This window comes from Engelhardtia mirabilis (genome assembly GCF_007748095.1).
In the GTDB taxonomy this organism is placed as follows: Bacteria; Planctomycetota; UBA1135; order UBA1135.
In genome coordinates, this window is sequence record NZ_CP036287.1 from 2,038,455 (window position 1) to 2,064,657 (window position 26,203).

A 26,203-nucleotide genomic window follows, 5' to 3' on the forward strand; every position below is an offset into this window, starting at 1 on the left:
AGACGGTGCGCGGTCGCCGTGCGGCAGACCTAGGGGGGCGACCCACTGCTCGGTGGATCACTGCGCGGTGGATCACTGCGCGGTGGATCACTGCGCGGTGGATCACTGCTCGGTGGATCACCGCGCTGGGGGTCGATGACGGGCGCGGTCGTGGAACTCTCGGGTGGCGAGTCGATGCGCTCGAAGCGACCGACGAGGCCGCTGGAGCAGCGCAGTTGCAGGTCCGCGCCGGTCCGGGCGCGCTCGAGGACGAGCACGTCGACGCCGTCCAATCGCTCGGCGGCGGCCAGGGCCGCGTCGGGACCGAGGACGAAGAAGCCGGTCGACAACACGTCGGCCGCCAGGGCACCGATGCCGCTGCTGGTCACGACGGTGATCGAGCCGAAGTCCCGCGCCGGCCTGCCACTGCGCGGATCGAGCAGGTGACCGCGCACGATCCCGGCAGCGTCGCGGGGCCGTTCTGAGTTGCCCGAAGTGGCGGCGGAGACCGTGTCGGCGGGCAGGGCGAGGGCCACGACCGGGCGCGCTCTCTGGTCGGGGTCGGCCACCAGCAACCTGCGCTCCGCGGCTCCGAACCAGGCCATCTGCCCGCCCAGGTCCAGACGCGCGCCGTGGGCCCCGCTCTCGGCCAGGGCGGCGAGGGCGGCGTCGAGTCCGGCGCCCTTGCCGAAGCCGCCCTCCTCGAAGCCGGCCTCCGCGTGCAGGCGCGTGGCGGAGCGATCGGCCCCCGCGACCGCGATCGCTTCGGGTCCGACCGCGTCCCTCGCCGCGGCGAGCTCCGCGGCGGTCGGGACCCGGCCGACTCCACGCAGGTCCCAGGCGCGCACCAGACTCGCGCAGACCGGCTCGAAGGCGCCCGCGCAGGCCTCCGACCAGCGGCGGGCGGCCTCCAACTCGCCGGCCAGGGCCGGACTCAGCTCGAAGGCCTGGCCCACCGGCGCCCGGTTCAGCCGCGACAGCTCGCTGTTCGGCGTCCAGGTGGAGAGGCGCGCCTCGGCGGCCTCGATGGCGCGCAGGGCGGCCTCCGAAGCACCCAGGGCGCCGGGTCGATCGGTCCCGTCGACCTCGATAGTGAGGTCGGTCCCCATCACCGCCAGGTGCCGCTCGACCCGGACCGCGTCGCCGCTCTCGGCGGGTTGCGGGGTGGTCTGCGCCATCAGCGCGGTGATCAGGAGCGGAGTCAGCATGGGGCGGCGAGCTGGGCTTCAACTGGAGATGAGACCCAATCTCATTTGAGAGCGGAAGCATAGCCGCGACGACGTGGATGGGAACCCCCCTGCGCCCAAAACTGCGCCGCCCGCACCTTCGGCCCTGCGCCGTCGCCGCCGAACGCCGCAAGGCGACCCCGCAGTGCCAGGTCCGCGCTCGGGGCTGGTAACCTCCCGCACCAAGGCGCGCAGCCCGACACGACCCATGGAGCACGAGCGACTCGAACCCGGCACCCACCTGCGGAAGAACCAGAAGCAGATCCTGGCCATGCTGCGCGCCTCCGCGGCCCGCGCCGGCCTCGTCTGGGATGCCAACCAGCAGACGGGCAGCCGCACCGCGGCGGTGGTGCGGCGCGAGGAGGGCGGCGACGAGCTCGCCACCGCGACGATCGAGTTCAGCACCGACGGCGTGCGCTACGGCGCGACCCCGACCGCCGGCGAGGCCGTCGAGGCCCTGGCCCTGTACACCGACACACGCTGGATGATGGAGACCCACGAGGCCCTCTTGGCCGCGGTGGGAGGCTCGTGAAATCGTCCAGTTGGATCGGCGCCGTCGTGCTCCTGATCGCCCTGGTCCTGGCCTTCCTCTTCCGAGGGGTGGGCGAATCGACCCTGCCGGAACTCACGACCCTGCCCGCGACCCCCGGCCACCTGGACGTGCGCGTGGCCTGCACCGATTGCGGTTGGCCGGAGCTCAATGCCTTCACCGAGCAGATCAGCAACCTGCTCGTGCGCGAGCTGCGAGTCAGTCCCGCGGACATCGCTCACGGCTACCCGTCGATGATGATGGGCGGTCCGTTCGGGAAGTCCGCCGAGTCGAGCCTGACCTGCCCAGTGGCCGCGGTGGATCTGTCCTTGATCGAGCCGGCTCTGTTGGGTGCGGCCATCGAGAGCTTCAGTTGGGTCGATGACCAGCGGCAAGTCCTGGTGCGACTCAGCCTGACCGACGCCTCGGGCCAGTCGAGCAGTCGCGACCTCGTGCGCAGCGACGGTCGGGTGCGGTGGGTCGACACCGTCGCCACACCGTGAGCGGTCTGGGGCGCCGGTGGCGCCGCGTCCTGCTCGCGACCGCGGCCCTGGTGACCCAGGCCTGCGCCGCGACGCGCCCCGCGCAGACCGCAGGGCCGGTGGGCGATCGTCCCGCGGTGATGGTCAAGACCCTGCGGATTCCGACCAGCGAACCCTGGTACACGCGCTTCGCCAGCCACACCTGGATCGACGTGCGCGAGCGCCGCGGCGGCGCCTGGCGGCGGTTGGAGATCCCGACTCCCACGAGCGGCGCCGTCGACGCCCCGATCGCCCGCGACGAGGCCTTCGAGGACGAGCGTTGGGGGCGGTCGGTGCGCGTACTGGCGCTGATCGCTGGCGACGACGCGAGCGCCGTTGCGACGCAGTTGCGCCAGCGCACCGCGAGCTACGACCAGACCTACCGCGCCTGGCCGGGCCCCAACTCGAACACGTTCGTCGAACGGCTCCTGCGCGAGACCGACGGCATCGCGGCCCAGCTCGACCACAACGCGGTCGGCAAGGACTGGGCCTTTCCCGGTCGCATCGGCGGCACGGCGAGTGGCTGGGGGGTCGAGCTGGAGCTGCCCGGCCTCGGCGTGCAGCTGGGCCTGCTGGAGGGCGTCGAGCTGCACCTGGCCGGGCTGACCCTGGGCGTCGGTATCTATCCCCTGTCCCTGAAGCTGCCGTTCCTGCCCGCCCTGGCGCTCGCCGAGCGCCCGAACCTGTCCTACGGTTGGTCGCCCGCGGCCGAGCCCGCATCCGAGCCCGCATCCGAGCCCGAAGACGAGCCCCCCCAATGAGCGACGCGACCCCCGACAGCGAGGCCACCGGGCCCCTCGGCCTCGACCAGGCGGACGTGCGCGAGTTGCGCTCTACGGGCCTGCTGGGCATCGCCTGGGCGGTGCTGCCCGGCGTACTCGGGATCACGCTGCTGTACCAGCTCGGCCCCGTCTCGGAGTGGCTCGACGCCAGGCCGGAGCTGGGGCTGTTCCTGTACCTGGTGGCCTTCTCGATCACGGCCGGCCTGGGGCTCCTGCCGACCTACGCCCAGGCCACCCTGGGCGGCTGGGTCTACGGCTTCGGCGTGGGCTTCTCCGGAGCGCTGGTCGGGTTCACGGTGGCCTCCGCCATCGGCTACGGCGTCGCACGCCGGGTCTCGGGCGACCACGTGCGGCACGTGCTCGCGCGCCACCCCCAGGCCAAGATCATCGAGCGCGAGTTGGTCGGGCGCGGCGGGCTGCGCGCGCTCCTGGTGGTCACGCTGCTGCGGGTGCCGCCCAACTCGCCCTTCTCCCTGACCAACCTGGCCTTCGCCGCCGTGCGCGTGCCCCTGCCGATCTACCTGGTCGGGACCCTGGTCGGCATGGCCCCGCGCACCGCCGTCTACGTGGGCTTCGCGGCCGCGGCCAAGGCGGCCGGCGCCCAGGACATCCAGTCCTTCGTCTCCGACGGCCCCGGCTGGTGGGTCTTCGTCGGCGGCATCGTGCTGATGGTCGCGGTCTTCGCGATCCTCGGTCACATGGCCAACCTGGCCCTGGCCAAGTACGGCGGCGAAACCCAGCCCGGTCCGGGGGACGTCGCGCCGTGAGCCGGCTGGGGTTCGAGATCGACCCCGAGGTGAGCCGGGCGCAGACGCCGCCCGCGCGCTTCTATCGCGACGCCGAGCTGCACGCGCTGGTCGTCGAGCGGGTATTCGGGCGGTCGTGGCAGATGCTCGCCGACACCCTCGACGTTCCCGATCCGCGTGGTGTCCTGCCGGTGACGCTGTTGCCCGGGTCGTTGGACGAGCCACTGGTCGTGACCCGCGACGACGGGCAACTGCGCGCGCTGTCGAACGTCTGCACCCACCGGGCCCTGTGCGTGGCCGAGCGCGCCTCGGCTGCCCGCGACCTGCGCTGTCGCTACCACGGTCGCCGCTTCGGCCTCGACGGTCGATTCCTCGCTGCGCCCGGCTTCGAGGGGGCCCAGGACTTCCCGCGACCCGAGGACGACCTGCGCGGCCTGCAACTCGAGCGGCGCGGACCCTGGCTGTTCACGTCGCTCGATCCTTCGGGGCCCTTCGACGGCTGGTGGGGCCCGATCGCGCGGCGCAACGCCCATTTGCCCTGGGAGCGGCTCACGCGCGATCGGTCGCGCGACCGCGACTTCGTCTTGGACGCCCACTGGGCGCTCTACGTCGAGAACTACCTCGAGGGTCTCCACATCCCCTTCATCCATCCGGGCCTGACCCAGACCCTGGAGTTGGGCCGCTACGACTACGAGTTGTTCGACTCCGGCGTCTTGCAACTGGGCGAGGCGGGCCAGGGCGACGTGGCCTTCGAGTCGCCGCCCGAGGGCCATCCGGACGCGGGTCGCAGCGTTGCCGCCTGGTACTGGTGGCTGTTCCCCAACCTGATGGTGAACGTCTACCCCTGGGGCGTGTCCACCAACGTGATCGAGCCCCTTGGGCCGGCGCGCACCCAGGTCCGCTTCCGCAGCTACGTCTGGGATCCGTCCAAACTCGATACGGGCGCCGGCGGCGATCTGGTGTCGGTGGAGCTCGAGGACGAGCAGGCCGCCGAGAGCGTCCAGCGCGGCCTGGCCTCGCGCCTCTACGGACGCGGCCGTTACGCGCCCGCCCACGAACGGGGCACGCACCGGTTCCATCGTTTGGTGGCGGCGGCGGTCGAGGGCGGTTGAACGCCGCGCGGGTGCCGGCTCGCCGGAAGCGGCGCGGACCCCCCGCTCGCGGAGATTCGGTTCACAATGCTACGCCTGCGAAGGGGCTCGACGCCCTGGCCACGGCTCCCGATCGCCGATGGGATCGCTCGACCCGCGATCGACCTGGGCCAGCGCCGTGGCTCGCCGACGTTCGCATCGGCGAGGCCGTCCGTTCCCTCGAAGTATCGCGTCGACCCGTGACTGCACGTACACGACTGCTCAGCCCAGCGAATCCAATGCACGCGTCCGCTCTGATCGTTCCCGCCCTCGTCGCCACTGTTCTCGACGTCGCCGCGCCCAGTCTCCACGCCCTGCAGGCTCCCATTGCCGAGGTGGCCAAGGTCTACGGCAGCGCGACGGGTTCGTCCGACCTGGCGGGCATCTCGGTGGCGATCTCCGGACCCACGGCCCTGGTTGCCGCCCAGTCCGACGGCAGCGCTGCCCCGGGGGCCGGGTCGGTCTACAGCTTCGATCTGCAGCCAGACGGCTCCTGGCTCGAGACCCAGAAGTTGACGGCGTCGAACGCGGCCGCGGGTGACACCTTCGGTCGATCGGTGGCCATCTCCGGCGTGCGCGCCATCGTCGGCGCCTCGGGCAAGGACGGAAGCCTCGGCGGCAACGAGGGTGCGGCCTACGTCTTCGAACGCGTCGGTGGCGTGTGGGGCGAGGCCGGCGCGTTGGTCGCGGCGGGGCCCATCGTCGGTCAGGAGTTCGGCTGGTCGGTCGCCATCGACGGCGACTTTGCCGCGGTGGGGGCCTACCGCAACGCGACCCAGGGTTCCTTGGCCGGGGCGGTCTACGTGTTCGAGCGCATCGCGGGCAACTGGACCCAGACGCAGGTGCTGTACGCCAGCGACGCTTCGGACGGCGCCCAGTTCGGTTGGACCCTGGCCATGGACGGCTCGACGCTCTTGGTTGGCGCCGACCTGCAGGGCCCGCCCGGCAACGGTGCCGGGGCGGTCTACGTGTTCGAGTACAGCGGCAGCAGCTGGGTCGAGACCCAGCGCCTCAAGGGTTCCGACACGATTCCGCTCGATTACTTCGGTTGGTCCGTGGCCCTGGAGGGTGACTTCGCGGCCATCGGTGCCACGGGCTCCGAGTCCGCCGGCGAGCCCTTCGGCAAGGACGAGGGCGCGGTATACGTCTTCCAACGGGTCGGGAGTTCTTGGGTCCAGACGGCGAGGCTGGAAGCGAGCGATGCCGCCGCGAGCGACGAACTCGGCTACGCCGTGGGCATCGCCGAGGGCCGGGTCCTGGCCGGCTCGCCGGACCAGGACGAGCTCGGCAGCAACGCCGGCGCGGCCTACCTCTTCGAGCGTGACGTGTCCGGAACGTGGGCCCAAACGGCCAAGGTCCTGGCGTCGGACGGGCAGTCCGGTGACCTGCTCGGAAGGGCGCTCGGGCTGTCCGGTGACCGGGCGATCGTCGGTGCCCGCGGCGACGACGACCAGGGCTCCAGTGCCGGCGCGGCCTACCTGCTCGATCTGGAGCCCCTGAGCGCTGCGGTGATTTCCATCTCCCTGTCGGCGGGTGGCTTGCAGTCCCTGACCCTTGACGCGGGGCGCGACCACGGGGGCGAGATCTACCTGCTGTTGGGGTCCCTATCCGGAACGGCGCCGGGCGTCCCGCTGGCCCCGGGGGTCGCGCTGCCCCTCAACGTCGATCCCTACCTGCTCCTGACCCTCGACAACCCCAACCAGCTCCCGCTCTTGTCGAGCTTCGCCTCGCTCAACGCGGTGGGCCATGCCAGCGCGATCTTCGCTGTGCCTCCGGGGAGCAGCGGTGCCCTGGCGGGACTCGTCGCGCACCACGCCTTCTTCACCATCGACCTGACGACCTTCGGCGTCGCTTTCGTCAGCAACGCACTGCCGGTCGGTCTGCTTCCGTAGGCGGCGCGGCGGCCGCTCCGACGAGAGAGCCCGCGGTCCCTCGACTCGTGTCGAGGGACCGCGGGCTCTGCGCGTCGGTGGGCCAGTTTCGGTGGCACTGGCTCAGTGACACCGTTTCAGTGGCCCGTCTGGGCGGTCGAGCATCAGGGACCGACGACCACCTCCAGACCGGAGCTCGCGTGCAGTCCGGTGACGTCGATGGTCACCGCTTGCACGTCGAACTCGAGGCCGGCGAAGGCCGGGCCCAGGAGCACCGGCAGGGAGAAGGAGCCGGCGCCGTCGGTGAAGAAGGGCACCAACAGGGCGAAGGGCTGCGCCACGCGCAGGGCGCAGTCGCCCACCAGGGGCTCGAAGGTCTGGGCGGTGCCGACCGCTATCAGGCCGGGCAGGCCCGGGGCCACATCGCCGACGGCGAGGGCGAAGGGCTGGTCGACCTGGGGCATGCCGCTGACCGAGAGGCTCGGTGCGCCGACGCCGCAGGGGTTGCCGTAGGGCTCGGCGACCCATTCGCCCAGGGCAGTCAGGTTGGCGACGTGCAGTTCCTTGCCCGTCACGCCATCGGTGGCCGTGAACAGGACCTTGCCGCCGAGGCGGATGACCTCGGCCGGAAGGGACGACGCGGCACCGGGGGCGACGTCGAAGAGCACGCCGGTGCCCTCGGCGCTGCCGTCCGTCGACCACAGCTCGTACCCACTGGCCCCGTCATTGTTGGGGAACAACATGGTCGGGCCAGAGGCGATCTGATTGAAGTCCAGGAAGTCGGCGCTGAAGGTCGGGGGCGTGAGCACTTCGATGAGCTGCGTTCCGGCGACGGTTCCGTCACTGGTCCAGAGCTGGATGCCGGTGGACGACGGGTTGATGCGGAAGAAGGCGGTGTCGCCGTTGCTGTTGAGACCGATCAGCACGCCGAGGGGTTCGTCCGTCAACTGCACCGTCTGCGCGGCGGTGCCGTCGGTGGAGAAGACCTGGAAGAAGCCGGCCGCGTCTCGGGCCATGAACAGCAGTCGGTCGCCGACGACCGCGAACTCGCGCGGCGAGCTCGGGTCGCTGCCCGGGGCCAGGTCCGCGACCAGGCTGGTACCGGCTGCGGTGCCGTCGCTGCGCCACAGCTCGAAGCCGGTGTTGCCGTCGTCAGCGGTGAAGTACACGTCGCCTCCGAACTCGATCAACTGGTCGGCGATGGCCAGGGAGCCCTGTTCGCCGGGCAGCAAGTCGATCACCAACTGGGTGTTGGCCGGGTTGCCGTCGGTGCGGTACAGCTCGGTGCCCACTCCGTTGGGAACTTCCTGGGCCGAGAAGTAAAGCCAGTCGTCGGTCGCGAGGGTCGGGCCGACGAAGAAGGCGAAGGTGTCGCCGCCGAAGAAGAGCTGCGTCCCCTCCGAGGTGCCGTCGGTCACCCACAGGCCGAAGCCCTGTTCGGTGAGCGCGGTGAAGTACAAACGGCCCTCGAACACGGTGTTGCCAATGCCGGCCCAGAAGGAGTCGACGGGACCGGGTGTGAAGTCCTTCAGCAGCGTGGTGCCGGCGGCGGTGCCGTCGGTGACCCAGAGTTCGGCGCCGTACTCGGGTGTGCTGGCAAGGAAGACAGCCCGGTCTTCGAGGGCCACGAAGGAGTTGGCGGCGGAGCTGAACTCGCCGGGATAGAGGTCGAGCAGCATGTGCGTGCCCGCCGCGGTGCCGTCGGTCACCCAGGGTTCGGAGCCGTGGACGCCGTCGTCGGCGCCGAACAGCACGATGTTGCCGAGGCGAGTCAGCGAGCGGGGCTCGGAGCCCAGGGTGGTCGCCGGCGGGAAGATCTCGAGCACCAGGTCGGTGCCGGCCGCGGTGCCGTCCGAGCCGTACAGCTCGGTGCCGGTCGTGCCGTCGTCCGCCGCGAACCACAGCTTCCCGTCGAATGCGTAGAGCGAGCCGATCGACGACGGGTTCGTCCCGGGCTGCAGGTCGGACACCAGTCGCGTTCCCGCGGGGGTGCCGTCGGTGGCCCACAGCTCGGTGCCGTGGACCCCGTCGTAGGCCGGGAAGTACAGCTCGCCGTCGAGCTCGGCGCTGGAGTCCTCCAAGAAGATGCCGACCGAACTGCCCGAGAAGGGCGAGAGGTCGCCCAGGAACTGGGTTCCGGCCTGGGTACCGTCGGTGATCAGCGGTTCGCGCCCGGTGGCCGGGGTGCTGGCCGAGAACACGAAACGGTCACCCAGTCCGCCGATGGGCTCGGGATTCGACGAGTCGAAGAACAGTCCGCCCGAGGCCAGGTCGGCCACGAGGTGGGTGCCCGCAGAGGTGCCGTCGGTGACCCACAACTCGGTGCCGAAGCTCGGCTCGGTCGCGGCGAAGAAGACCTGGGTGCTGGTGGCGAAGAGCCCCGTCGGGTTGGCGTCGCCTGCGGGATTCAGATCCACGATCGGGCCCGTGCCGGCGACGGTGCCGTCGCTGACCCACAGTTCGCGTCCCAGGCCGTTGCGCGCGGAGAAGAAGTACTTCCCGCCCATCTCCACGACCTCTTCCACCGACTCGAACACGGCGTTGTCGAGGCTCGCCAACTTGATCGTGTTCTGGATCGAACCGTCCGTGAGCCACACGCCCCAGCCGGCGCCATCCACGTGGCCGGGGACGAGCAGGGTCTGACCATCGGTCTCGATGTCGCCGAGCTGGGTGAACGCGTCGGCGCCACCGGGCCCGACCTCGATCTCTCCCACGAGCTGAGTTCCGGCGGTGGTGGCATCGCTACGCCACAGCTCGTAGCCGTGTACGCCGTCGTTGGCCCAGAAGAAGACCTCGTTGCCCCGCGCCGTGAGGTCGGTGGGGTAGGAGCTCGAGGGTCCGGCGTTGATGTCCGCCACCAAGCTGGTTCCAGCGGCGGTGCCATCGGTCACCCACAGCTCGACCCCCTGGCCTGTGGCGGTGGCCGTGAACAGAACCCGCCCGTCGGGCAGGGCCGTCAACTTCGCCGGCGAGGAGGAGGTCGAGCCGGGCGACAGGTCGACCAGCAGCGTGGGCTGGGTCGCAGGCGGCTGCAGGGTCCAGAGCTCGCGGCCGTGGGTCAGGTCGGTCGCGGAGAAGAACAGCCGGCCGCCGGCCGTGACGAAGTCACTCGGAGTGGCGCTCGGGTTCACCTCCGGCGGACCGGTGTTGATGTCGACGAGCAGCTCCTGGGGCGTGAAGCCCTGGGCGACGGGTGCGGCCGCGGCGAGGGCGGCCAGGGCAAGATGGGTGGGTCGGGGTGCCATGGTGGCGGTTCTCAGAGGGTCCAGGAAGGAGTCAGCGGGACCGGCGCATGCCGGCCTCGGCGAGGCAAGCGGCGGCCCCCGCGGTGCCTCGCGCGGCAAACGGCGTTCCTGTCGCGGCTGCCGATCTTCCGCCGTCCGGCCCTGCTTCGGGGCATGATTGGGGGTCTTCAGATTTCCCAGGGTTTGTGCGCGAGGGCGCCGAGCGCGGGACGCTCGCCCCCCTGGAGGCCCCGCGAAGCCGTCGACCCCCACCCGGACCCGATCCATGAAGCTGCCCGACCTTCTGCTCGCCTCGACCGCCGCCGTGGTCCTCGCGACCACCGCCAGCGCCGAGGCCTCGAAGCTCTACGTCGTCGCGCCCTCGGGGAACGTCTACTCGGCGCCGCCCAAGAGCGGCGTCTTCACCCTCGAGGCCTCGAGCCACGTGCCCCTGCACTCGGTGGTCCAACTCGACGGCGCCCTGTGGCTGGGCAGCCCCAGCGGCGAAGTCCGCCGCTTCGACCTGACCTCACACACCCTCTCCCTGGCCTTCACCGTGGCCAACGACGCCAAGTCCCTGGCGGTCCACGGGGGGGACCTGTTGGTGGCCGGCAGCAACGGCACGGTCGTGCGCGTGGATCCGGACACGGGCCTGGGCAGCACGATCCTCTCGGCGGGCCAATCCATCGCGGCCCTGGCCGTGGACGGCGACACCCTCTGGGCGGGCTCGCCAGTAGGTGAGTTCCAGCGCGCCGACCTGGCTCTGGGCAACGGATTCGAGCTGGCAGGAGTCACCGGCGGCCCGGTCGAGTCCATGAGTCAGACCGCTACCGAGCTCTACCTGGGCTCCTCCGACGGCAACGTCTGGGTCTTCGACAAGCTCTCGGAGCTCGCGGTCTACGCCTACCCGGTCGACGGCGACGCGACAGCGATCGTGCGCGACGGTAACAACTTCTTGATCGGTGGATCGAACGGCCTGATCCACCGCGTCGTGCAAGTCTTCGGCTCCGTGGTCGAGACCTACGTGGCTCCCGAGCCTGTGGCGGCACTGTGGCTGGAGCAGCCGCTGGGCGTGATCCATTCGGACACGATGTATGCCTCGACGGTCGCGGGCGCCCAGGTCGACTTCGAGCTGGGCGTCCCGCTGGAACAAGCCGGCGCGTTCTACCTGCTGCTGGGATCCATGTCCGGCACCGAACCCGGCGTGGGCACCCCTTCGGTGCACTTGGACTTGAACCCCGACGTCTACTTCAACCAGCTCATCAACACCGGCGGCGTGGGCCTGATCACGAACGCCATCGGCGTCTTCGGCAGCACCGGCGCGGCCACGGCGAGCCTGACGATTCCGCCCGGTGCGGCCACCAGCCTGGCGGGTATGCAACTGCACCACGCCTTCGTCGTGCTCGACCCCTTCGCCTCCGACCTGATCGTGGGAGCGAGCGATCCCGTCGTCCTGTTCCTCTTCTGATCGAGAAAACGGCCCTTGCGGGTCGGCGGACGCCGGCGTCCCCCTCTTCCCGGGGGGCGCCGGGGCCGCATCGCGGCCGATGGGGCGGAGTGGCCGCGGAATTGGGTTAGCGGCCGCGCTCGAGGAACGAGATCGCGCCGGCCACCCACTCGACGTCCAACTCGCCGCCATCGCGCTTGCGCGTCCCCAAGGTGGTCTGAATGCCCCAGCGCTCGAGCTGCGCGAAGGTGCGCGACAGGTAGCCCGAGGTGCTGAGTTCGGCGGGCATGCCGTCCGGGCGACGGGCGGGATCGGCCAGGATGGCCGCGCGCAGTCCCAAGTTCCCCAAACGCGGCACCAGGTCCTCGATCAGCTCGATCGGCACCGAAGCGTCGACCATGAGGCAGCCTCGGAAGAGTTCGGGCGAGCGCACCGCGATATGGAAGGCCAGGGTTCCGCCCAGGCCCTCGCCTGCGATGAACACCCGCTCGGGGTCCAGGGTCCACTCGCGGCGCACGACGGTATCGGCCGTTCGCACGGGGGCCTCGTAGTAGCGGCTCTGGGCGGCGTAGCGGGCCAGGCTGTCGGTCCACAGCATCCCCAGCTCCGGGTCCAGCCGAGCCGGGATACGTCCCGAGGGCGCCACCAACAAGAGGCCCAGGCGATCGGCCAACTCGCGCCAGGGGCCGGCGAGCACCGCGTCGGCCGTGCTGCCGTCCGCGTGCAGCACGTACAGGGCCGGCACCGGTCGACTCGCGTCGAGACCCGCGGGCGCCCAGACGCGCGGCTTGGCCGCGAAGGCCTCCGCGGCGTCCACCAGCCCCTGCATCCGCACGATCAGACGTTGGAAACGCGGCTCGCCGCGCAGGTTCGCGAGGTCCGGATCGGAAGCGGTCAACTCCACCGCGCGCTCGCGGAAGGCGTAGCCCCGCTCGACGCTGCGCTCCAGGGCCGCGAGGGCCTGGGCCGTCTGCCCCAGGTGGGCGTGGGCGCAGGCTGCGTTGTAGGGCGCCACCGGATCGTCGGGGCGCGCGGCGGCACACAGCTCGAACGCGCCGATCGCGTCCGCCCAGCGCTCGGACTGCAGGCAGGTGATGCCCTGCTGCATCGAGGCCGAGTAGGTGTCCTCGAGCAGCGAGCGGTAGTCGAGCCCGACGGTGGTCGAGCTGTCCCTCCCGCGCCGCTGCTCGAGGTCGGTGGCGCCGGCGAGCAGCTCCTCGGCTCGCCCCGACTCACGCAGCTGCAACAGCAAGAGGGCGTTGCGCCGCAGACGCTCGGGCAGGTCGCGGTCGGCCGCCGAGGCGCGCTCGATGCGCTGGCGGAACCACAGGGTCAGCGCTTCCAGGTCGGTGCCGAGCGAGGTGCTCGCGCTGCGGTCCGCGCGCGCCAGGTCCAGACCCAGTCGCGTCTCGAACAGGTCGTCGACCCAGCTCGCCTCGGGCGAGGCCATGCGCGGCAGGCGCGCCGCCTCGGCCAAGCACTGCTGCGCCTCGGCCTCGCGGCCCTCGAAGGCGGCCACGCGCGCCAGTCCCACCAGGGCCCGTCCGCGCAGGCTGACCGCGCCTTCGATCCCGTCGGCTTCGACCAGAGCTCGCTCGAACGGACCGCGCGCGTCGGACAGTCCGAGTTCCAGACGGTTCTCGCCCAGCAGCACGCGGCGCTCGAGGGTCAACCGCCGGCGCACGGCGTCCGGGTCAGCCTGCTCGGCGTCGAGGGCGAGCAGGCGCTCGAGCAGCTCCGCCGTCCCCGCGTCGATCGCTTGCCCCGACTTGCGGCGCAGGTCCAGCGCCCGCTCCAGGGCCAGGGAGGCGTCGCCGGCGCGAGCCAACGCTTCGTAGGCGCGACCCAGCAATTCGAGGCCCTCGACGGCGTCGAGCCCGTCGGGGCTCCAACCATCGGAGCTGGCGTCGACGCTCTGCTCCAGGGCACGCGCGGCCGCGGCGGGGTCGCCGAGTTCGAGGTACAGGGAGCCGATCGAGCGCAGCACCCGCGCCACCGCGGTCTCCCGTTCGCGCGGCAACTCGCGGTAGCGTGCCACCGCGGCCTCCAAGTGCCCCAGTGCGTCGCCCCCGCGCCCGTCGATCCGCGCCAACGCCGCCAGGTTCTCGTCCGCCAGTGCCCGCGCGCGCGGCGCCTCGTCGAGCACCGCGATCGAGCGCAGTCCGCGCTCCACCAGTCCGCGCGCGCTCAGCACGTTGCCCAGCTCCAGGTGCAGGGCCGCCAACTCCTGCAGCGTCTGCGCCGTCTCGAGGTGCCCCTCGCCGAGCTCCGTCTGGCGGATCGACAGGGAGCGATCGAGCAGCGGCACGGCCTCCGCCTCGCGCTCCATCCCCACCAACACCCGCGCCACCGTCGCCAGGAGGCTGGCGCGGGTCAGGGGCCGCAGGGAGTCGACCGCGGCGAGTCGCCCCTGGGCGATGGCGATCAGCTCGCGCGCGGCCTCGCGGTCGCCCTCGCGACCGGTGCGTTCGAGGCCCAGGATCAACGACTCGAGAAAGCGCGAGACCTCCAGGTTCTCCGCCGCCTCGCGTCGAGCCTCGGCCGCCGCCTTCTCGGCCACGTCGCGCTGCTGACCGATCGTGCGGCTGTGCTGCCACAGCCCCAGCGGCGTCCCCAACAGGATCGCCGCGCCCAACACCGTCGCCGCCGTCGCCGCGCGGTTGCGCCGGGCCAGGCGCGCCAGACGCTCGACGCGACCGATGGGCCGCGCCAGGACGGGTCGGAAGTCGAGGAAGCGCGTCAGGTCCGCCGCGAGCTCGGCCGCGCTGGCGTAGCGCCGCGCCGGGTCGCGCTCCAGGCAGCACGAAACGAGCGTTTCCAGGTCGCGCGGCGCCCAGGGCGCCACGGCGCGCAGCCGCGGCGCGTCCGCAGTCGCGATCTGACGCAGGATCTCGGGGCTGCCCGAGCCCATGAACGGCGGTCGCAGGGCGAGGGCCTCGAACAGGGTCGCGCCCAGGCCCCACAGGTCCGTGCGCGCGTCGATGGCACCGGACGGGCCCACGACCTGCTCCGGCGCGGCGTAGTGGGGCGAGCCCGCGAAGTCGCCGGTGTGGGTCAGCCGCGTGTCGTCGACCAGGTGCGCCAGGCCCAGGTCGAAGAGGTTGCCGCGGCCCCTGGCGTCGATCAGGAGGTTCGAGGGCTTCACGTCGCGGTGCACGACGCCGACCGCGTGAACCGCTTCGAGGCCCCGCGCCACATCGAGCACGATGCGGCAGACGACCTCGACGTAGCTGCGTCCGGGCAGGGTCAGGGGTGGACGGGCGGCGTCCCGCTGCCAGGCCGCCGCGAGCTCCTCGATCGACGGCGCGCGACCAGCCTCGCCGCCCTGGCGCAGGTGCGTCAACAGGGCGCCGAGGGTCGCGCCCTCGACGAAGGGCATCGTGAAGTAGGGCAGGCCGGCGCGCTCGCCGACCTCGAGCACACCCACCACGCGCGGATGGTCCACGCGCCGCACCGCGTCGATCTCGCGCCGGAAGCGCGCCCGCAGTCGATCGGTCAGGGCCAGGCGCGGATCGAGGGTCTTGAGCGCGACGACGCGTCCGTCGCGGCGATCGCGCGCCCGGTAGACCACGCCCATGCCACCCGATCCGAGGGGACCGAGCAGCTCGTAGGTGTCGTCGTTCTCCCTCGGCGCCAGCTCTGGCGGCAGCATCCCGAAGCGCTCGAGTCGCGCCAGGTGGCTGCGGATCGAATCGGCGCAGGCCGGCTCCTCGTCGCAGACCCGCTCGATGGCCGCGGGGCCGAGCTCGAGCGCGAGCTCGCACACGCGCGCGACCAGGGCCTCGATGCGTTCGTCGTCGGGTGTGTCGCCTTCCATGTGTTGCGTGGGCGCCCGGGCGGGTGCCGACACCTAGAATAGGCCACTCCTGGCTGCCCATGACCTCACAGGACGAATCGCCCCCCGAGCCCGACCGCACCGCCGCTCTGGTTGAGCGCGCCGGTCGCGGTGATCGCGAGGCCATCGAGGCCCTGCTCTTGCAGCACCTCGCGCGCCTGCGCGCCTTCGTGCGACTCAAGATGGGGCCGGTGGTCCGCGGGCGCGAGTCGTCCGAGGACCTGGTGCAGTCCGTCTGCCGCGAGGTGCTCGAGGGCCTGGACGGCTTCGAGTACCGCGGCGAGGCTGGCTTCCGTCAGTGGCTCTTCCGCCGCGCGGAACACAAGGTCATCGATCGCGGCCGCTTCTGGCGGCGCGACAAGCGCGACGCCGCGCGCGAGGTGCCGGCCACGCCGCTGGGGGACGAGGGCGAGACCCTGCGTGGGCTCGAGTCCCTGTTCACCCCCAGCCGCGACGTGGCCGCCCACGAGGAGCTGGGTCGCCTGGAACGGGCCTTTGCCGAGTTGCCGCCCGACTACCAAGAGGTGATCCTGCTGGCGCGGGTGCTGGAGCTCGGCCACGAGGAGATCGCCGAGCGCATGGGACGCTCGGTGTCGTCGACCTGGTCGCTGCTCTCGCGCGCCCTGGCGCGACTGGCGTCGAAGCTCGAGGACTGAAGACCGATACCCGACGCGTTCGCCACACTCGAACCTGAAGTAGCGCAAGAGCCCGATGAGCCATTCCGACGACCACGGCCGCATCATTCACCACGACCTCAAGACCACCGACGTGGGGCGCTCGATCGCGTTCTTCGAAGCCCTGCTCGGTTGGAAGGCGGTCGAGGTCACCCCCGGCGGTCCCGAGTCGACGCACTTCCAGATGCGCGTGGGCGACCGCATCGCCTGCGCGCTGATGGGCTTGGACGCGGACCTCGGCGTGCCCTCCCACTTCGTGCCCTACATCGCCTGCGACGACGTGGACGCCGTCTGCGCCCGCTTCGCCTCGGCCGGCGGCGAGGTCCGCATCGGACCGATGGACCTCGGCGAGCACGGCCGCTGGGCGGTCTGCAGCGACCTCGGCGAGGGTCTGGTCTCGCTGTGGAAGGGCACGGACCCGCCCGCGCCCCGCGACGAGACGGCGATGCCCTTCGGACTGTTCTGCTGGGACGAGCTGCTCTCGACGGATGCCGCGCGCGACGCGGAGTTCTACGCGGGCGTCTTCGACTACGACGTCAAGACCATGCCGACGCCGGACGGCGATTACCTGGTGCTCGAGCGCGGCGGCCTGATGCACGCAGGAGTGATGCAGAAGCCGGCCGAGGCTCCGGGACCGTCGACCTGGCTGTCCTACGCGCGCGTCGAGGACGTGGACGCCATGACCGAGAAGGCCAGGAGCCTCTCGGCCCAGGTCTGGGTCGACCCGCGCGACATCCCGAACATCGGGCGCTTCGCAGTCATGGCCGACCCGACCGGGGCCCTGTTCGCGCTCTTCCGTGAGGCCTCGACCGCGAGTTGAGAGTCGTGGAGCCGATTGACCGGGTCTTGATCGGTGCAAGGGCTCGAGTCGTCCGCGGCGGGCCCTAGGGTCGAGCCATGCCCGCCTGGGGCAGGACTCGAGGGTCCGAGGAAACAGCGATGAACAGAGGATGGCAGCGGGGATCGACGGTGGCGGGGATCGGGGTCGCGGCTCTGCTGCTCGGTGGCGCTTGGCAGGTGGGGCGGGCCGCCCAGGGAGGCGCTGACGGAGGTGACCCTGCCCGCGAATCGTCGTTCGATGAGCCCGTCGAGCAGCCGAGCGTGGGTGAGCTGGAGCTGCGCTGTGAGCTGGCCATCACCGACGGTCCGCTGCCCGCTTCGATCGACGTGATCGCGTGGGAGACCTGGTCGAAGGACGGGCGGATCCGGCGGCGCTCGTCACTCGATCGGGTGCGGGTGCAGCCGGCCGTGGACGGCTCGCTCGTTAGCCTGACTGTTTCGCTCATCCACCGCGCGTCGGGCGCGGACCTGCCCGACGGAATCGAGCTCGAAGCGCGCGCCAGCGTGCAGCCCGCAGGCGCCTGCCGGGTGGAGCGTCCCTTCCCGGTCGACGGGAGCGTCCTCGACTTCGGTGAGTTGCGATTGGAGCGGCCGGCCCTGTTGGTCGAGGGCCTGGTGGTCGACCGCGGCGGGGGCCCGGTCGAGGACGCACGCGTGACCGTTCGCCATTGGCACCCTCTCAGCCACAGCTGGATGGCCGTGCACGGCAGCCCGGACGGTCGCACCGCTGCGGACGGGACCTTCAGCTACTTCGTCGACCCGCTCCAGTTACGGGGCGCGGACGCAGCGCCGATGGTCGAGGTCGAGAGCCCCGACGGCCAGGTCGGCGCGGCCTCGATCCGGGCCGCAGGCGAGGAGCTGATCCTCGAGCTCGGTACGCCCCTGGACTTCGAGTTGCGGGTCCCGCAGCTAACGGGCATCCGTTCCCGCCTGGAGGTCTTCGCCATGCCGCAGGCCGCGGTGCGGACGTTGTCTTGGCGACTCGTGCCCTGGAGGGTGGAGCGCGGCATCGACCGACTGGCCTTCGAGGGCCGAATCCCCTTCGAGGGCGACGTCGCGTTCGCCATCGGTGGGCCGGACTGGGTCGGGGAGCCCGCCCCCCTGCGCGTCGTGCCCCGGCCCGATGGTGATGGCAGGCAGGTCGTGCTCGAGCTCGAGGGTGGACTGTCGAGCGCGGTCGTCGACCTGATCGAGTCCCCGGGCGGCGGGTCCCTGCCCTTCGAGATCCTGGCCGGCCGTCAGCGTGAAGCGCGCCGCATGGCGGGTCCCCGTCGGGTGTACTTCGGCGGCGAAACGATCCAAGCGACCGTGGTCGCGGCCGACCGGCGCGGGCTGGACGTCGAGTTGACCTCCGGCAGCACGGTCACTGTCGAACAGCCCAGCGACTGGTAGGCGCCGCGGCCCCGTTGGGCGCCCTTGCCCGCGGAACCGACCGAGCGCCGATCGCTCACGAACGACGCGAGGCCGTCGCGATCGCCCCAGGCGCTCGCGACGGCCCCGTCGCCGAAGTCGGCTCAGTCCTCGATCGCGATCACCTGCACCAGGAAGACCAGGTCCTCGTTGGGGCCGATCATCGGGCCGGCGCCCCTGGGTCCGTAGGCCAGGTCCGAGGGGATCCAGAGCAGCGCCGTGCTGCCGGCCGGGAGCTCGAGCAGGGCTTCGGTCCAGCCCGGGATGACCTGGGTCACGCCGAAGGTCGAGGGCTCGCCGCGTTCGAAGGAGTTGTCGAACAGGGTGCCGTCGGAGGCCAGCCAGCCGGCGTAGTGCACACGCACCTTCTGGTCGGCGCGCGCCGGCTTGCCGCTGCCGGCGATCACGGTCTGGATCACCAAGCCGCTGTCGGTGATGTCGGAGCCCTCGCGCTTCGGTTCGACGAACTCGGGCACCGGCAGGGGCTCCAGCACGTCGAGCAGCTCCAGGCGCCAGATGGTGCTCGCGCCGGGCTCGATGCCAGGCGGCTGGCGCTCGCCGAAGCTCTGCTCCGGCGGAACCTCGGCCACCAGGACGGAGCCCGGCGCCATGGTGAGCGGAAGCTCCTTCATGAAGGGCAGGAGCAGTTGATCGGCCTTGGCGGTGAGGGAGCCCTGGGGCGTGTTCAGGCTCGAATCGATCAACTGGCCGTCGGTGGTCCAGTAGGTGAAGCGCAGCTTGAAGGTCTGCTCCGCGGTCGGCGGCGCGCCCTCGCCGGGCTCGAGCGTGAGGCAGCGGATGCCGCTCTCGGTCACGGTCGCGCCCTCATCGGGCACCGGCACGAAGTCGGGCAGGACCGGGTTGCGCGCCACGTGCAGCACTTCGATGCGCCAGATCGTCGAGTCGCCCTCGCCGATGCCGGGGACAGCCGCGTCGCCGAAGCCCGCGGAGGGCGGGACCTCGACCAGGGCCACGGTGCCCGGCTTGACCACCGGCAGCAGCTCCTCGATGAAGGGCAGGGGAGCCTGTTGCGTCGAGCACATCAGAGGACCGTTGTCCCACTCGCTGCAGTCGATCGGCTGTCCATTCGGTCCGTACATGGCGAACCACAGCTTGACCGCCTCGTCGGGCGCCGGCGCCTCCCCGCTGCCGGGTTCGAGCACCTGGTAGCGGATCCCGCGCGCCAGCATGATCGCCTTCTGCGGGTCGAGGGGCTGGAACGCCGGGGGCCGCTCGCCGGGCGTGAAGCCGATCAGCTCCACGTCGAAGATCAGGGTCGATCCGGGTGTGATCTCGCCCCGCGACTGGTCGCCGTAGGCCAGGTCGGCCGGCACCGTCAACTTGAAGCGCGAGCCCGGGCTCATGAGCTGCAGCCCCTCGTTCCAACCCGGGATCACGCGTCCCAGACGAAACTTCGCGGTCTCGACCTCGCCGCCCGGCTGCCGCGCCACCCGCGAGTTGTCGAAGATCGTCCCGTCGGTCAGCCAACCGGTGTAGTGCACCTCGACCATGTCGCCGAGCGCGGGCTTGGGCGAGCCTTCGAGCCCGGGCTCGAGGATCGAATAGACCAGGCCTGACTCGGTCGTGACCGCAGTCGCGCCGTCGGCGGGGATCGCCGCGGGCCCGTCTTGAGCCGCGGGCTCGTCCTGGTTCGTTCCGTCCTGGATCGAACCGGCGATCGGCGCACCCGCGACTCCCGTCGGCGTGGCCGCGGTCGTGAGCGGGATCGAGCCGCTGGCGGCGCCGAAGTGGGGCGCTGCCAAGAGGGTCAGCGCAGTGAGGGTCGAGAGAGACATCTGGCGTCCTGAGTGACTTGGGGCGATCGATCGGTGACCCCGTGCGGGTCGACCGTTGCTTGGGGGCGAGGATCCTAACGGCACCTGGCAGGTCGGTACGCCCCCGGCGCCGCGGAGTTGGCCCCGATGGGCCGCCGGGGTGATCGGAGTCCGAACGCGAGCCCGTGCCCGGTCGATCGTCGGGCGCGACGGCGTGGACCGCACCGGCTCGGAGCCGTCGCGCGAGCGCCGGGCGTGGAGCCCTCGGCCCCTCAGCGCTCGCCGAACGAGATCGCCAGGGCGCTGCGCTGGGCGTCCGTCGCGGCGCGCCCGGAGATTCGCAGCTCACCCTTCAGATCCACGCCGTCGGCGAGGAAGACGCGCCCGTTGGGCTTGGGTCCCGGGCGGTCGCCGGTGTACTCCGGCTCGAGGTCGAGGGCCACGCCGAATGCGCCGGCTTGGAAGACGTTGTCGGCCTCGATCACGACCCGCTCGCAGGCCGAGATGGCGACCGTGGCGCGGTCGCCACAACCCTCGGCGAAGCGGAACTCGTTGGAGCGCAGCACCAGCGAACCGTTGGGGAGCTTCTCGCCGCCGTCCCAGGCCACCAACGCGCCGGTGCCGTAGGGCGCGCCGCCGCGGGTCAACTTGCGGAGGCGTTGATCGAAGCCGGCCTTGTACGTGTTGTCCTGGACCAGGATCGTGCAGTGCTGCAGGCCTCCCGCGAAGGTGAAGGCCGTGCCGCCCTTGAAGTCGTCCCACTCGGACAAGCCAGTGTCGGAGACCTTGTTGCCTCGCACGACGATCAAGCCGCGACCCGGAGGACCCGAGCGCTCGCGCGCGGTGATCTGCACGAAGCAGCGCCCCAGGCGCGTGCCATCGATGTTCTCGAGGGTGATGTCCCCGCGCGGGCTCTGCAGGTAGAAACCGTGTTCCAGCCGCACGTCGCGCACGAAGGCCCGGCCCTCGCGCCCGGCGAAGACGAAGTCGGCCAGGTCGTGGCCGAGGATGCCCCACTTGCTGGAGTTGCCCGTGCCGGCCACGTGGTCCCAGCCGCCGTCGATCCCGCAGTCGTAGAAGTGGAAGCCGGTGTGCTGTTCGTTGTCGGCCAGGTCGTAGAACATCACCGCCGAGCGCGTGCCGGCCTCGATCACCACCTTTTCGAAGGTGATGTGGGCGACCGGGAACTGCTGGGAGATGCCGATGGTGTCGCCGCGGCCCTGGGCCTTGAAGCGCACGATGCCGCGCCCGCGTACGGTGATCGGCAGCCCGGGTTGGCCGCCGACCGTGCGGGCGTTGGAGGGGTCTTGGTTGTTGAACCCGATCATCAGCGGCGCGTAGTCACCGGGCTGCAGCTCGATCAGCGCGCCCGGCCCGGCGAACTCGAGGGCCTTGGCCACCGGGTAGGGGGTCTCGATCCGACGCGCGCCGTCGACCTCGACCCAACCCGGTCCGCACACGATCAGTCCGCCGATCGACCCGCGCTCGGGATCCTGGGGCGCTGGGCTGGGGGGCAACGCGGCGGCGCCCGACGGAATGCCGGCGACGAGGGCCAGGAGGGCGGCGCCGGCACGGAGCGAGGGTCGGGGGCGGATCTGCATTGCGATGGTCGTCGGCGTCGCGGCGGAAGGGCTCGAGCGGAGGCTAGCGCAGGGACGAGGCCCGACCGGGCACAGTTACGGACAGGTCACTCGCCGTTTGTGCGCAAAGCGTCAGGATCCGGTCGCCAGGGCGGGGGTACCAGGCGGCGCTTGCCGTCCGGGGAGCGCCGGATGGCCCCGTCCGAGCCCCCGGGGTCGGCGGCCTCGAAGTCGCGGTCCCAGAGTTGGCAGGTGACCTGCTGGTGGCGCTGGTCGAGGGCCTCACAGTAATTCGTGAACAGGCAGCGGCGGGTCTGGGCGCCCTGTCCACGTTCCATCTTCAGCCACCAGTCGGGGTCGGCCAGGCTCTGCCGCGCGGCGGCGATCACGTCGCAGTCCCCCTGGGTCAGGGCCCGCTCGGCCAGCTCGAAGGAGTTGATCCCGCCCGCGCCGACCACCGGCGTCTCGAACCCGGCGGCCCGCAGGCCCTGGCGCACCGCACGGGACACGGGCAGGTTGCGGCCGAAGGGCCCGCGCTGGTCGATGCGGACGGTGGGCATGCACTCGTGGCCGCTCTCGCCGGTGTAGGGGTAGGCGGCCTCGCCGACCTTGGGCTGCTTCGCGTCGTCGAACTTGCCGCCGACGCTGATCGACAGGAAGTCCATCCCGGCCCGCGCGAACTCGGTGCCGTAGTAGACGGCGTCCTCGACGCGACTGCCGCCGGCGATGATTTCGTCGCCCAGGAAGCGGCAGCCGACGCAGTAGTTGTCGCCCACGCGTTCGCGCACGGCGGCCAAGACCTCGAGCGGCAGGCGCACACGGTTTTCACGCGATCCCCCGTAACCGTCCGTGCGCCCGTTCGTCCGACTGAGGAACGAGGACATGGTGTAGGCGTGGGCGTAGTGCAGCTCGACGCCGTCGAAGCCGGCCTCGCGGGCGCGCCCCGACGCGTCGGCGAACAGGCCGGGCAGAACATGGGGGAGGTCCGCCACGTGGGGCAGTTGCAAATCGTCGACGCGCTCGCGGTAACCCATCTCGAGGTCGGAGACCTCGCGCGGGCTCAGGATCTCGAGCAGTCGTTCGTGGGGCAGGGCGAGCAGCGCGGCCCGTATCGCTGCGTCGTCGGCGTCCGGTGCGGTACCGGCGTCCGATGCGGTGCCTGCGTCCGATGCAGTGCCTGCGTCCGATGCAGTGCCAGCGTCCGATGCGGTGCCGGCGTCCGATGCGGTGCCTGCGTCCGATGCAGTGCCTGCGCCGGGCGTGGCCGCCAGGCCGTCCCGGTGACGCGTTGTGATTTCCAGGAAGCGCTGCACGAACTTCTCGACCGTCGGTCGCCGCTTGATGGCGAGGAAGTCGATGCACTGGATCAGGAGCCGGGTCTGCCCCTCGGAGCGACGTCTGACCGTCTCGACCAGCTCGCGCAGACCGGGCAGGAAGCGGTCGTGCCCGATCCGCAGCAGGGGGCCGCTGGGGACGTCACGGATGCCCGTAGCTTCGATCACGAGCACGCCGGGTCGCCCGTCGGCGAAGCGGCCGTACCACTCGAGCACCTCGGGGGTCACGAAGCCCTCGTCGGTGGCGCGCCAGGGCACCATGGCCGGGACCCAGGTACGCGTGCGCGCGCTCAGGGGGCCCAGATCGACGGGGGAGAAGAGTCGGCTCGACCGCGCCTGTTCGGCGCTGGGCCAGACGGCGGGAGCGATCTCGTGCCGGAACGGCGTGCGGGGAGTATTGGCCATCGTCGGCGCCGATCAGCCCTGGTCCGGCGCCTGGGTCGATGCGGCGAAAGGATCGTCTTCGACTTGCTCGCGGACCAGGGGGGCGGGGCGCTCGAGGGTGTAGACGTGGTCGAGGAAGGGCTCGAGCGCTGCCCAATAGGCGCCGCTGTCCTCGAAGCGCGCCCACAGTGCTCGCGATCCGTGGTTGCCCTCGGTCTCGGGCAGGAAGTACCAGCGACCCTCGTTCGGAGTGGAAGGCAGGTTGTCCCAGATCTCCTCCCAGTTGCCGCGCTCGCGGCGGGCGGAAGTCAGGAAGCCCGGTTGGGTCACTCGCAGCGCGGCGGATGCGATCCAGTCCTTGGGCTTGCCTTCGCGCTCGAAGTAGTCGCCGGGGGCGAAGGCGACCCAGGCGTCCACCAACTCGGGGTGGTCGGCGGCCAGGCGCAAGACCAGGGCCGAGGAGTAGCTGCTGCCCCAGGCCACGAGGGTGCGGCCGTTGGCGAGGTGCCGGCGCACCGCGGCCAGGGCGGCGACCATGTCCTGCTCGGCATCGGTGAAGCGCGTCGGCAGTTCCGCCGCCACCGCGCGGGCGTTGGTGGCGTTGACGACGTCGTTGACCGCGCCGCCGGAGCGCTGGTCCACGGCCAAGCAGTCGAAGCCCAGGAGCACGAGCTGGGGGGCGATCTCCCGGTACTCGCCGCGGCTCCAGCCGGCCTGGTGGAAGAGGACGATGAAGGGCCGCTGCGAACGTTCCTGGGGCGAGGAGACCTCGCCGACATAGAGGTCGGCGGTGATCTCCAGGCCGTCGCCACTTTGGAACGTGACCGTCCGGTACACGGTCGCCGGTGCGGACACCGCCGAAGGGGCGGCTGCCGGGGGGGCGGGCTCCTGGGTCGTCGCGGCGAGGGCCGCGGCGGCCACCAGCGTGATCAGCGATGTGAGTGCCATGGTTGGGGGAGAGATCCTACCGCCCCACGGACTCGGGTTCGGGCCAGCCCCGACGGCTTCGACATGGAGCTCCGCGAGGGCAGTGGTCCCGATCGAGTCCCGGATGGGCCGCTCGTGGACACGGGCCGAGGGCGCGATCCTCGTCGCGACCGGCCGAGCTCCCATCGGGCGAGGGAGCTGCGTCCGAGCAGCCCGGGCTCGGGTCGAGGACTACTCGAGACGGTCACTGGGGGGCGCAACTACGTGTCGCCGGGCACCCGACGCCGAGCGGTCTCGCAACCCGCGCTTGGTGGTGCCAGAATCCCGGCCATGACTCAGCATGTCGCGCTCGTCACCGGCGGCAGTCGCGGCATCGGCGCCGCGATCGTCGAGGAGCTCGTCACAGTGGGGGCCGCGGTGATCGTGGCCGCCCGCGGTCTGCAGGACTGCGAACGGCTCTGCGCACAGATCGAGGAGGCGGGAGGTTCGGCGCGGCCCCTGGCTCTGGACGTGGCGGATCGCTCCTCCCTGCGCGCGGCCCGAGTTCGCATCGAGCAGTTGGCCGGCGAGCTCGGTCCCGTCGATTGGCTGGTCAACAACGCCGGGATCGCCATCAGCGCGCCGCTCCTGCGCGGCACGACGGACTCGGGAGAAGACCTCTACGAGCGGCACCTGGCGGTCAACTTCCACGGCCCACGGCTCCTGGTCGAGGCGCTGTTGCCGGGCATGCTCGAGCGGGGCGCCGGCCGCATCCTGGCGATCGCTTCCTCCGCCGGGCTGGTGGGCTATCCCTATGTCAGCGCCTACTGCGCGTCCAAGCATGCCCTGCTCGGCTTCACCCGCGCCGCCGCGCTCGAGGTCGGCCCCAAGGGCGTCGCCTTCGGCGCCATCTGTCCGCACTACGTCGACTCGCCCATGCTCGCCGCCTCGATCGCCAACGTCGTGGCCAAGACCGGCAAGTCCGAGGCCGAGGCGCGCGCATTCTTCGCATCACAGAATCCGGGCGGCGCCCTGGTCCAACCGTCGGAGGTGGCCGGAGTCGCTCGCCAGTGGCTCGAGTCGGGACCGAACGGCGCGGTGATCGAGTTGGACGGCGCTCGTCAGCACCTGCGCCAGTAGTGGTCCAGGGCACCAGTCGCAGAGGGAGGGGCGCCGTGGCGGAGCGACCCGCCCGCCCAGCTCGCGGTGGAACCAGATAGTTCTGGTCCAGCGCCGCGAACCCCGAAGTTGCCTGCGAGGTCAGAGCGGTGGGGGGCCGGTAGGGCGCTTGGAGCCCCTCCCACGAGTTCCGAGACTTGATTTGACAGGGCTAGACGACCGGTCTATTTTCCCGCCCCCATGTCTCGCCCGAAGACTCCCCTGGACGAAGGAGCGACCTCCGAAGCGGTTGGCACGCAGGAGCGAATCCTCGCCTCCGCCCACGACATCGTCAGCGCCAAGGGCTTCAACGGCTCGGGCCTGAACGAAATCCTGCAGCGCGCCGGCGTCCCGAAGGGCTCCTTCTACCACTACTTCGCGTCCAAGGAGGCTCTGGGGGTCGCGCTGATCGAGCGCGCCCGCGATGAGCACCTCGAGCACATGGGGCCGCTGCTCTCGGACCGGGGGATGACCCCGTTGCAACGGCTGCGGGCAGTCTTCGATTCGGGCTTCGAGGAGTGCAGGGACAGCGGCACATCGTGTGAGTGCCTGATCGCCAAGCTCGCCCTCGAGACGTCGAATCTCAGCGACTCGGTGCACGCCGCGGTCAAGGGCGCCTACCAGCAGTGGAGCACGGGGCTCGCCGGAGTCCTGAAGGAGGGGCAGGCGGCCGGTGAGATCGCCGCGCGGCACGACGCCGACCACCTGGCCAACGTGCTGGTCATGCTCTGGATCGGGGCGACCACGCGCATGCAGATCGAGCGCAGCCTGCAGCCACTCGAGGACTTCCTCGACTTCGTCTTTGGGACCCTGCTCCCGCATTCACCCTGACGACCACGCATTCCAGTCGGT

19 protein-coding genes are annotated in these 26,203 nt (G+C 71.3%); 12 read left to right on the forward strand and 7 right to left on the reverse strand.

Annotated features, from left to right (window positions below):
- Positions 1-29 precede the first annotated feature (29 nt).
- The gene (locus Pla133_RS07385; protein ID WP_145064285.1) at positions 30-1,187 is read right to left on the reverse strand and encodes an FAD:protein FMN transferase; all 1,158 of its coding nucleotides are present in this window, start codon (positions 1,185-1,187) and stop codon (positions 30-32) included.
- A 226-nt stretch (positions 1,188-1,413) separates the two neighbouring features.
- On the opposite strand from Pla133_RS07385, the gene Pla133_RS07390 reads away from it, so the two are divergent.
- The 6 genes from Pla133_RS07390 to Pla133_RS07415 all read left to right on the forward strand — a co-directional run bounded on the left by Pla133_RS07390 (position 1,414) and on the right by Pla133_RS07415 (position 6,805).
- Entirely contained in the window at positions 1,414-1,737 is a 324-nt protein-coding gene (locus Pla133_RS07390; protein WP_145064286.1) for a hypothetical protein, read from the forward strand.
- Complete coding sequence (locus Pla133_RS07395) at positions 1,734-2,237, forward strand: hypothetical protein (RefSeq protein ID WP_145064287.1); 504 nt, start codon at positions 1,734-1,736, stop codon at positions 2,235-2,237. The genes Pla133_RS07390 and Pla133_RS07395 overlap by 4 nt, the downstream gene beginning before the upstream one ends.
- Positions 2,234-3,016, forward strand: coding sequence for a DUF3750 domain-containing protein (locus tag Pla133_RS07400; protein WP_145064288.1), 783 nt, complete (start codon positions 2,234-2,236; stop codon positions 3,014-3,016). Before Pla133_RS07395 ends, Pla133_RS07400 begins: the two co-directional genes overlap by 4 nt.
- The gene (locus Pla133_RS07405; RefSeq protein WP_145064289.1) at positions 3,013-3,804 is read left to right on the forward strand and encodes a TVP38/TMEM64 family protein; all 792 of its coding nucleotides are present in this window, start codon (positions 3,013-3,015) and stop codon (positions 3,802-3,804) included. Before Pla133_RS07400 ends, Pla133_RS07405 begins: the two co-directional genes overlap by 4 nt.
- On the forward strand, positions 3,801-4,895 hold the full coding sequence (locus Pla133_RS07410; protein WP_419192213.1) for an aromatic ring-hydroxylating oxygenase subunit alpha: 1,095 nt from the start codon (positions 3,801-3,803) through the stop codon (positions 4,893-4,895). The genes Pla133_RS07405 and Pla133_RS07410 overlap by 4 nt, the downstream gene beginning before the upstream one ends.
- Before the next feature lie 257 nt (positions 4,896-5,152).
- Positions 5,153-6,805, forward strand: a complete 1,653-nt coding sequence (locus Pla133_RS07415) for an FG-GAP repeat protein (protein ID WP_145064290.1) — start codon at positions 5,153-5,155, stop codon at positions 6,803-6,805.
- 143 nt (positions 6,806-6,948) lie between these two features.
- Here Pla133_RS07415 and Pla133_RS07420 read toward each other — a convergent pair whose 3' ends face one another.
- Entirely contained in the window at positions 6,949-10,029 is a 3,081-nt protein-coding gene (locus Pla133_RS07420) for an ELWxxDGT repeat protein (RefSeq protein ID WP_419192214.1), read from the reverse strand.
- A 265-nt stretch (positions 10,030-10,294) separates the two neighbouring features.
- Here Pla133_RS07420 and Pla133_RS07425 point away from each other — a divergent pair, with 265 nt between their 5' ends.
- A complete protein-coding gene (locus Pla133_RS07425) occupies positions 10,295-11,476 on the forward strand; it encodes an NHL repeat-containing protein (protein WP_145064292.1) in 1,182 nt (393 codons plus the stop codon).
- A 106-nt stretch (positions 11,477-11,582) separates the two neighbouring features.
- On the opposite strand, the gene Pla133_RS07430 is transcribed toward Pla133_RS07425, so the two are convergent.
- The gene (locus Pla133_RS07430; protein ID WP_145064293.1) at positions 11,583-15,272 is read right to left on the reverse strand and encodes a protein kinase domain-containing protein; all 3,690 of its coding nucleotides are present in this window, start codon (positions 15,270-15,272) and stop codon (positions 11,583-11,585) included.
- Positions 15,273-15,331: 59 nt separating this feature from the next.
- On the opposite strand from Pla133_RS07430, the gene Pla133_RS07435 reads away from it, so the two are divergent.
- From Pla133_RS07435 to Pla133_RS07445, 3 genes are all read left to right on the forward strand, one after another.
- A complete protein-coding gene (locus tag Pla133_RS07435; protein WP_145064294.1) occupies positions 15,332-15,946 on the forward strand; it encodes an RNA polymerase sigma factor in 615 nt (204 codons plus the stop codon).
- 55 nt (positions 15,947-16,001) lie between these two features.
- A complete protein-coding gene (locus Pla133_RS07440) occupies positions 16,002-16,784 on the forward strand; it encodes a VOC family protein (protein WP_145064295.1) in 783 nt (260 codons plus the stop codon).
- A 119-nt stretch (positions 16,785-16,903) separates the two neighbouring features.
- Positions 16,904-18,196 carry a hypothetical protein gene (locus Pla133_RS07445; RefSeq protein WP_145064296.1) on the forward strand — a complete coding sequence of 431 codons (1,293 nt, stop codon included), beginning with the start codon at positions 16,904-16,906 and terminating at the stop codon, positions 18,194-18,196.
- A 122-nt stretch (positions 18,197-18,318) separates the two neighbouring features.
- Here the strand turns inward: Pla133_RS07445 and Pla133_RS07450 are convergent, their stop codons facing one another.
- The 4 genes from Pla133_RS07450 to Pla133_RS07465 all read right to left on the reverse strand — a co-directional run bounded on the left by Pla133_RS07450 (position 18,319) and on the right by Pla133_RS07465 (position 24,235).
- Positions 18,319-20,010 (reverse strand): FKBP-type peptidyl-prolyl cis-trans isomerase, encoded by a 1,692-nt coding sequence (locus Pla133_RS07450; protein WP_145064297.1) that lies wholly within the window; start codon positions 20,008-20,010, stop codon positions 18,319-18,321.
- A 251-nt stretch (positions 20,011-20,261) separates the two neighbouring features.
- Positions 20,262-21,590, reverse strand: coding sequence for a hypothetical protein (locus Pla133_RS07455; protein ID WP_145064298.1), 1,329 nt, complete (start codon positions 21,588-21,590; stop codon positions 20,262-20,264).
- Between the two features lie 86 nt (positions 21,591-21,676).
- The gene (locus tag Pla133_RS07460) at positions 21,677-23,308 is read right to left on the reverse strand and encodes an oxidoreductase (RefSeq protein WP_145064299.1); all 1,632 of its coding nucleotides are present in this window, start codon (positions 23,306-23,308) and stop codon (positions 21,677-21,679) included.
- Between the two features lie 12 nt (positions 23,309-23,320).
- Positions 23,321-24,235 carry an alpha/beta hydrolase gene (locus Pla133_RS07465; RefSeq protein ID WP_419192215.1) on the reverse strand — a complete coding sequence of 305 codons (915 nt, stop codon included), beginning with the start codon at positions 24,233-24,235 and terminating at the stop codon, positions 23,321-23,323.
- A gap of 309 nt (positions 24,236-24,544) precedes the next feature.
- On the opposite strand from Pla133_RS07465, the gene Pla133_RS07470 reads away from it, so the two are divergent.
- Positions 24,545-25,333 (forward strand): SDR family NAD(P)-dependent oxidoreductase, encoded by a 789-nt coding sequence (locus Pla133_RS07470; RefSeq protein WP_419192216.1) that lies wholly within the window; start codon positions 24,545-24,547, stop codon positions 25,331-25,333.
- A gap of 219 nt (positions 25,334-25,552) precedes the next feature.
- Positions 25,553-26,182, forward strand: coding sequence for a TetR/AcrR family transcriptional regulator (locus tag Pla133_RS07475; protein WP_145064302.1), 630 nt, complete (start codon positions 25,553-25,555; stop codon positions 26,180-26,182).
- The last annotated feature ends 21 nt before the right edge of the window (positions 26,183-26,203 follow it).

Excerpts from the sequence above, each read along its gene's own strand:
- Pla133_RS07465 (WP_419192215.1), bottom strand. The coding sequence starts at position 24,235 with ATGGCACTCACATCGCTGATCACGCTGGTGGCCGCCGCGGCCCTCGCC.
- Pla133_RS07455 (WP_145064298.1), bottom strand. The coding sequence starts at position 21,590 with ATGCAGATCCGCCCCCGACCCTCGCTCCGTGCCGGCGCCGCCCTCCTG.
- Pla133_RS07420 (WP_419192214.1), bottom strand. The coding sequence starts at position 10,029 with ATGGCACCCCGACCCACCCATCTTGCCCTGGCCGCCCTCGCCGCGGCC.
- Pla133_RS07440 (WP_145064295.1), top strand. The coding sequence starts at position 16,002 with ATGAGCCATTCCGACGACCACGGCCGCATCATTCACCACGACCTCAAG.
- Pla133_RS07425 (WP_145064292.1), top strand. The coding sequence starts at position 10,295 with ATGAAGCTGCCCGACCTTCTGCTCGCCTCGACCGCCGCCGTGGTCCTC.
- Pla133_RS07475 (WP_145064302.1), top strand. The coding sequence starts at position 25,553 with ATGTCTCGCCCGAAGACTCCCCTGGACGAAGGAGCGACCTCCGAAGCG.
- Pla133_RS07460 (WP_145064299.1), bottom strand. The coding sequence starts at position 23,308 with ATGGCCAATACTCCCCGCACGCCGTTCCGGCACGAGATCGCTCCCGCC.
- Pla133_RS07385 (WP_145064285.1), bottom strand. The coding sequence starts at position 1,187 with ATGCTGACTCCGCTCCTGATCACCGCGCTGATGGCGCAGACCACCCCG.
- Pla133_RS07435 (WP_145064294.1), top strand. The coding sequence starts at position 15,332 with ATGACCTCACAGGACGAATCGCCCCCCGAGCCCGACCGCACCGCCGCT.
- Pla133_RS07415 (WP_145064290.1), top strand. The coding sequence starts at position 5,153 with ATGCACGCGTCCGCTCTGATCGTTCCCGCCCTCGTCGCCACTGTTCTC.
- Pla133_RS07470 (WP_419192216.1), top strand. The coding sequence starts at position 24,545 with ATGACTCAGCATGTCGCGCTCGTCACCGGCGGCAGTCGCGGCATCGGC.
- Pla133_RS07430 (WP_145064293.1), bottom strand. The coding sequence starts at position 15,272 with ATGGAAGGCGACACACCCGACGACGAACGCATCGAGGCCCTGGTCGCG.
- Pla133_RS07405 (WP_145064289.1), top strand. The coding sequence starts at position 3,013 with ATGAGCGACGCGACCCCCGACAGCGAGGCCACCGGGCCCCTCGGCCTC.
- Pla133_RS07445 (WP_145064296.1), top strand. The coding sequence starts at position 16,904 with ATGAACAGAGGATGGCAGCGGGGATCGACGGTGGCGGGGATCGGGGTC.
- Pla133_RS07390 (WP_145064286.1), top strand. The coding sequence starts at position 1,414 with ATGGAGCACGAGCGACTCGAACCCGGCACCCACCTGCGGAAGAACCAG.
- Pla133_RS07450 (WP_145064297.1), bottom strand. The coding sequence starts at position 20,010 with ATGTCTCTCTCGACCCTCACTGCGCTGACCCTCTTGGCAGCGCCCCAC.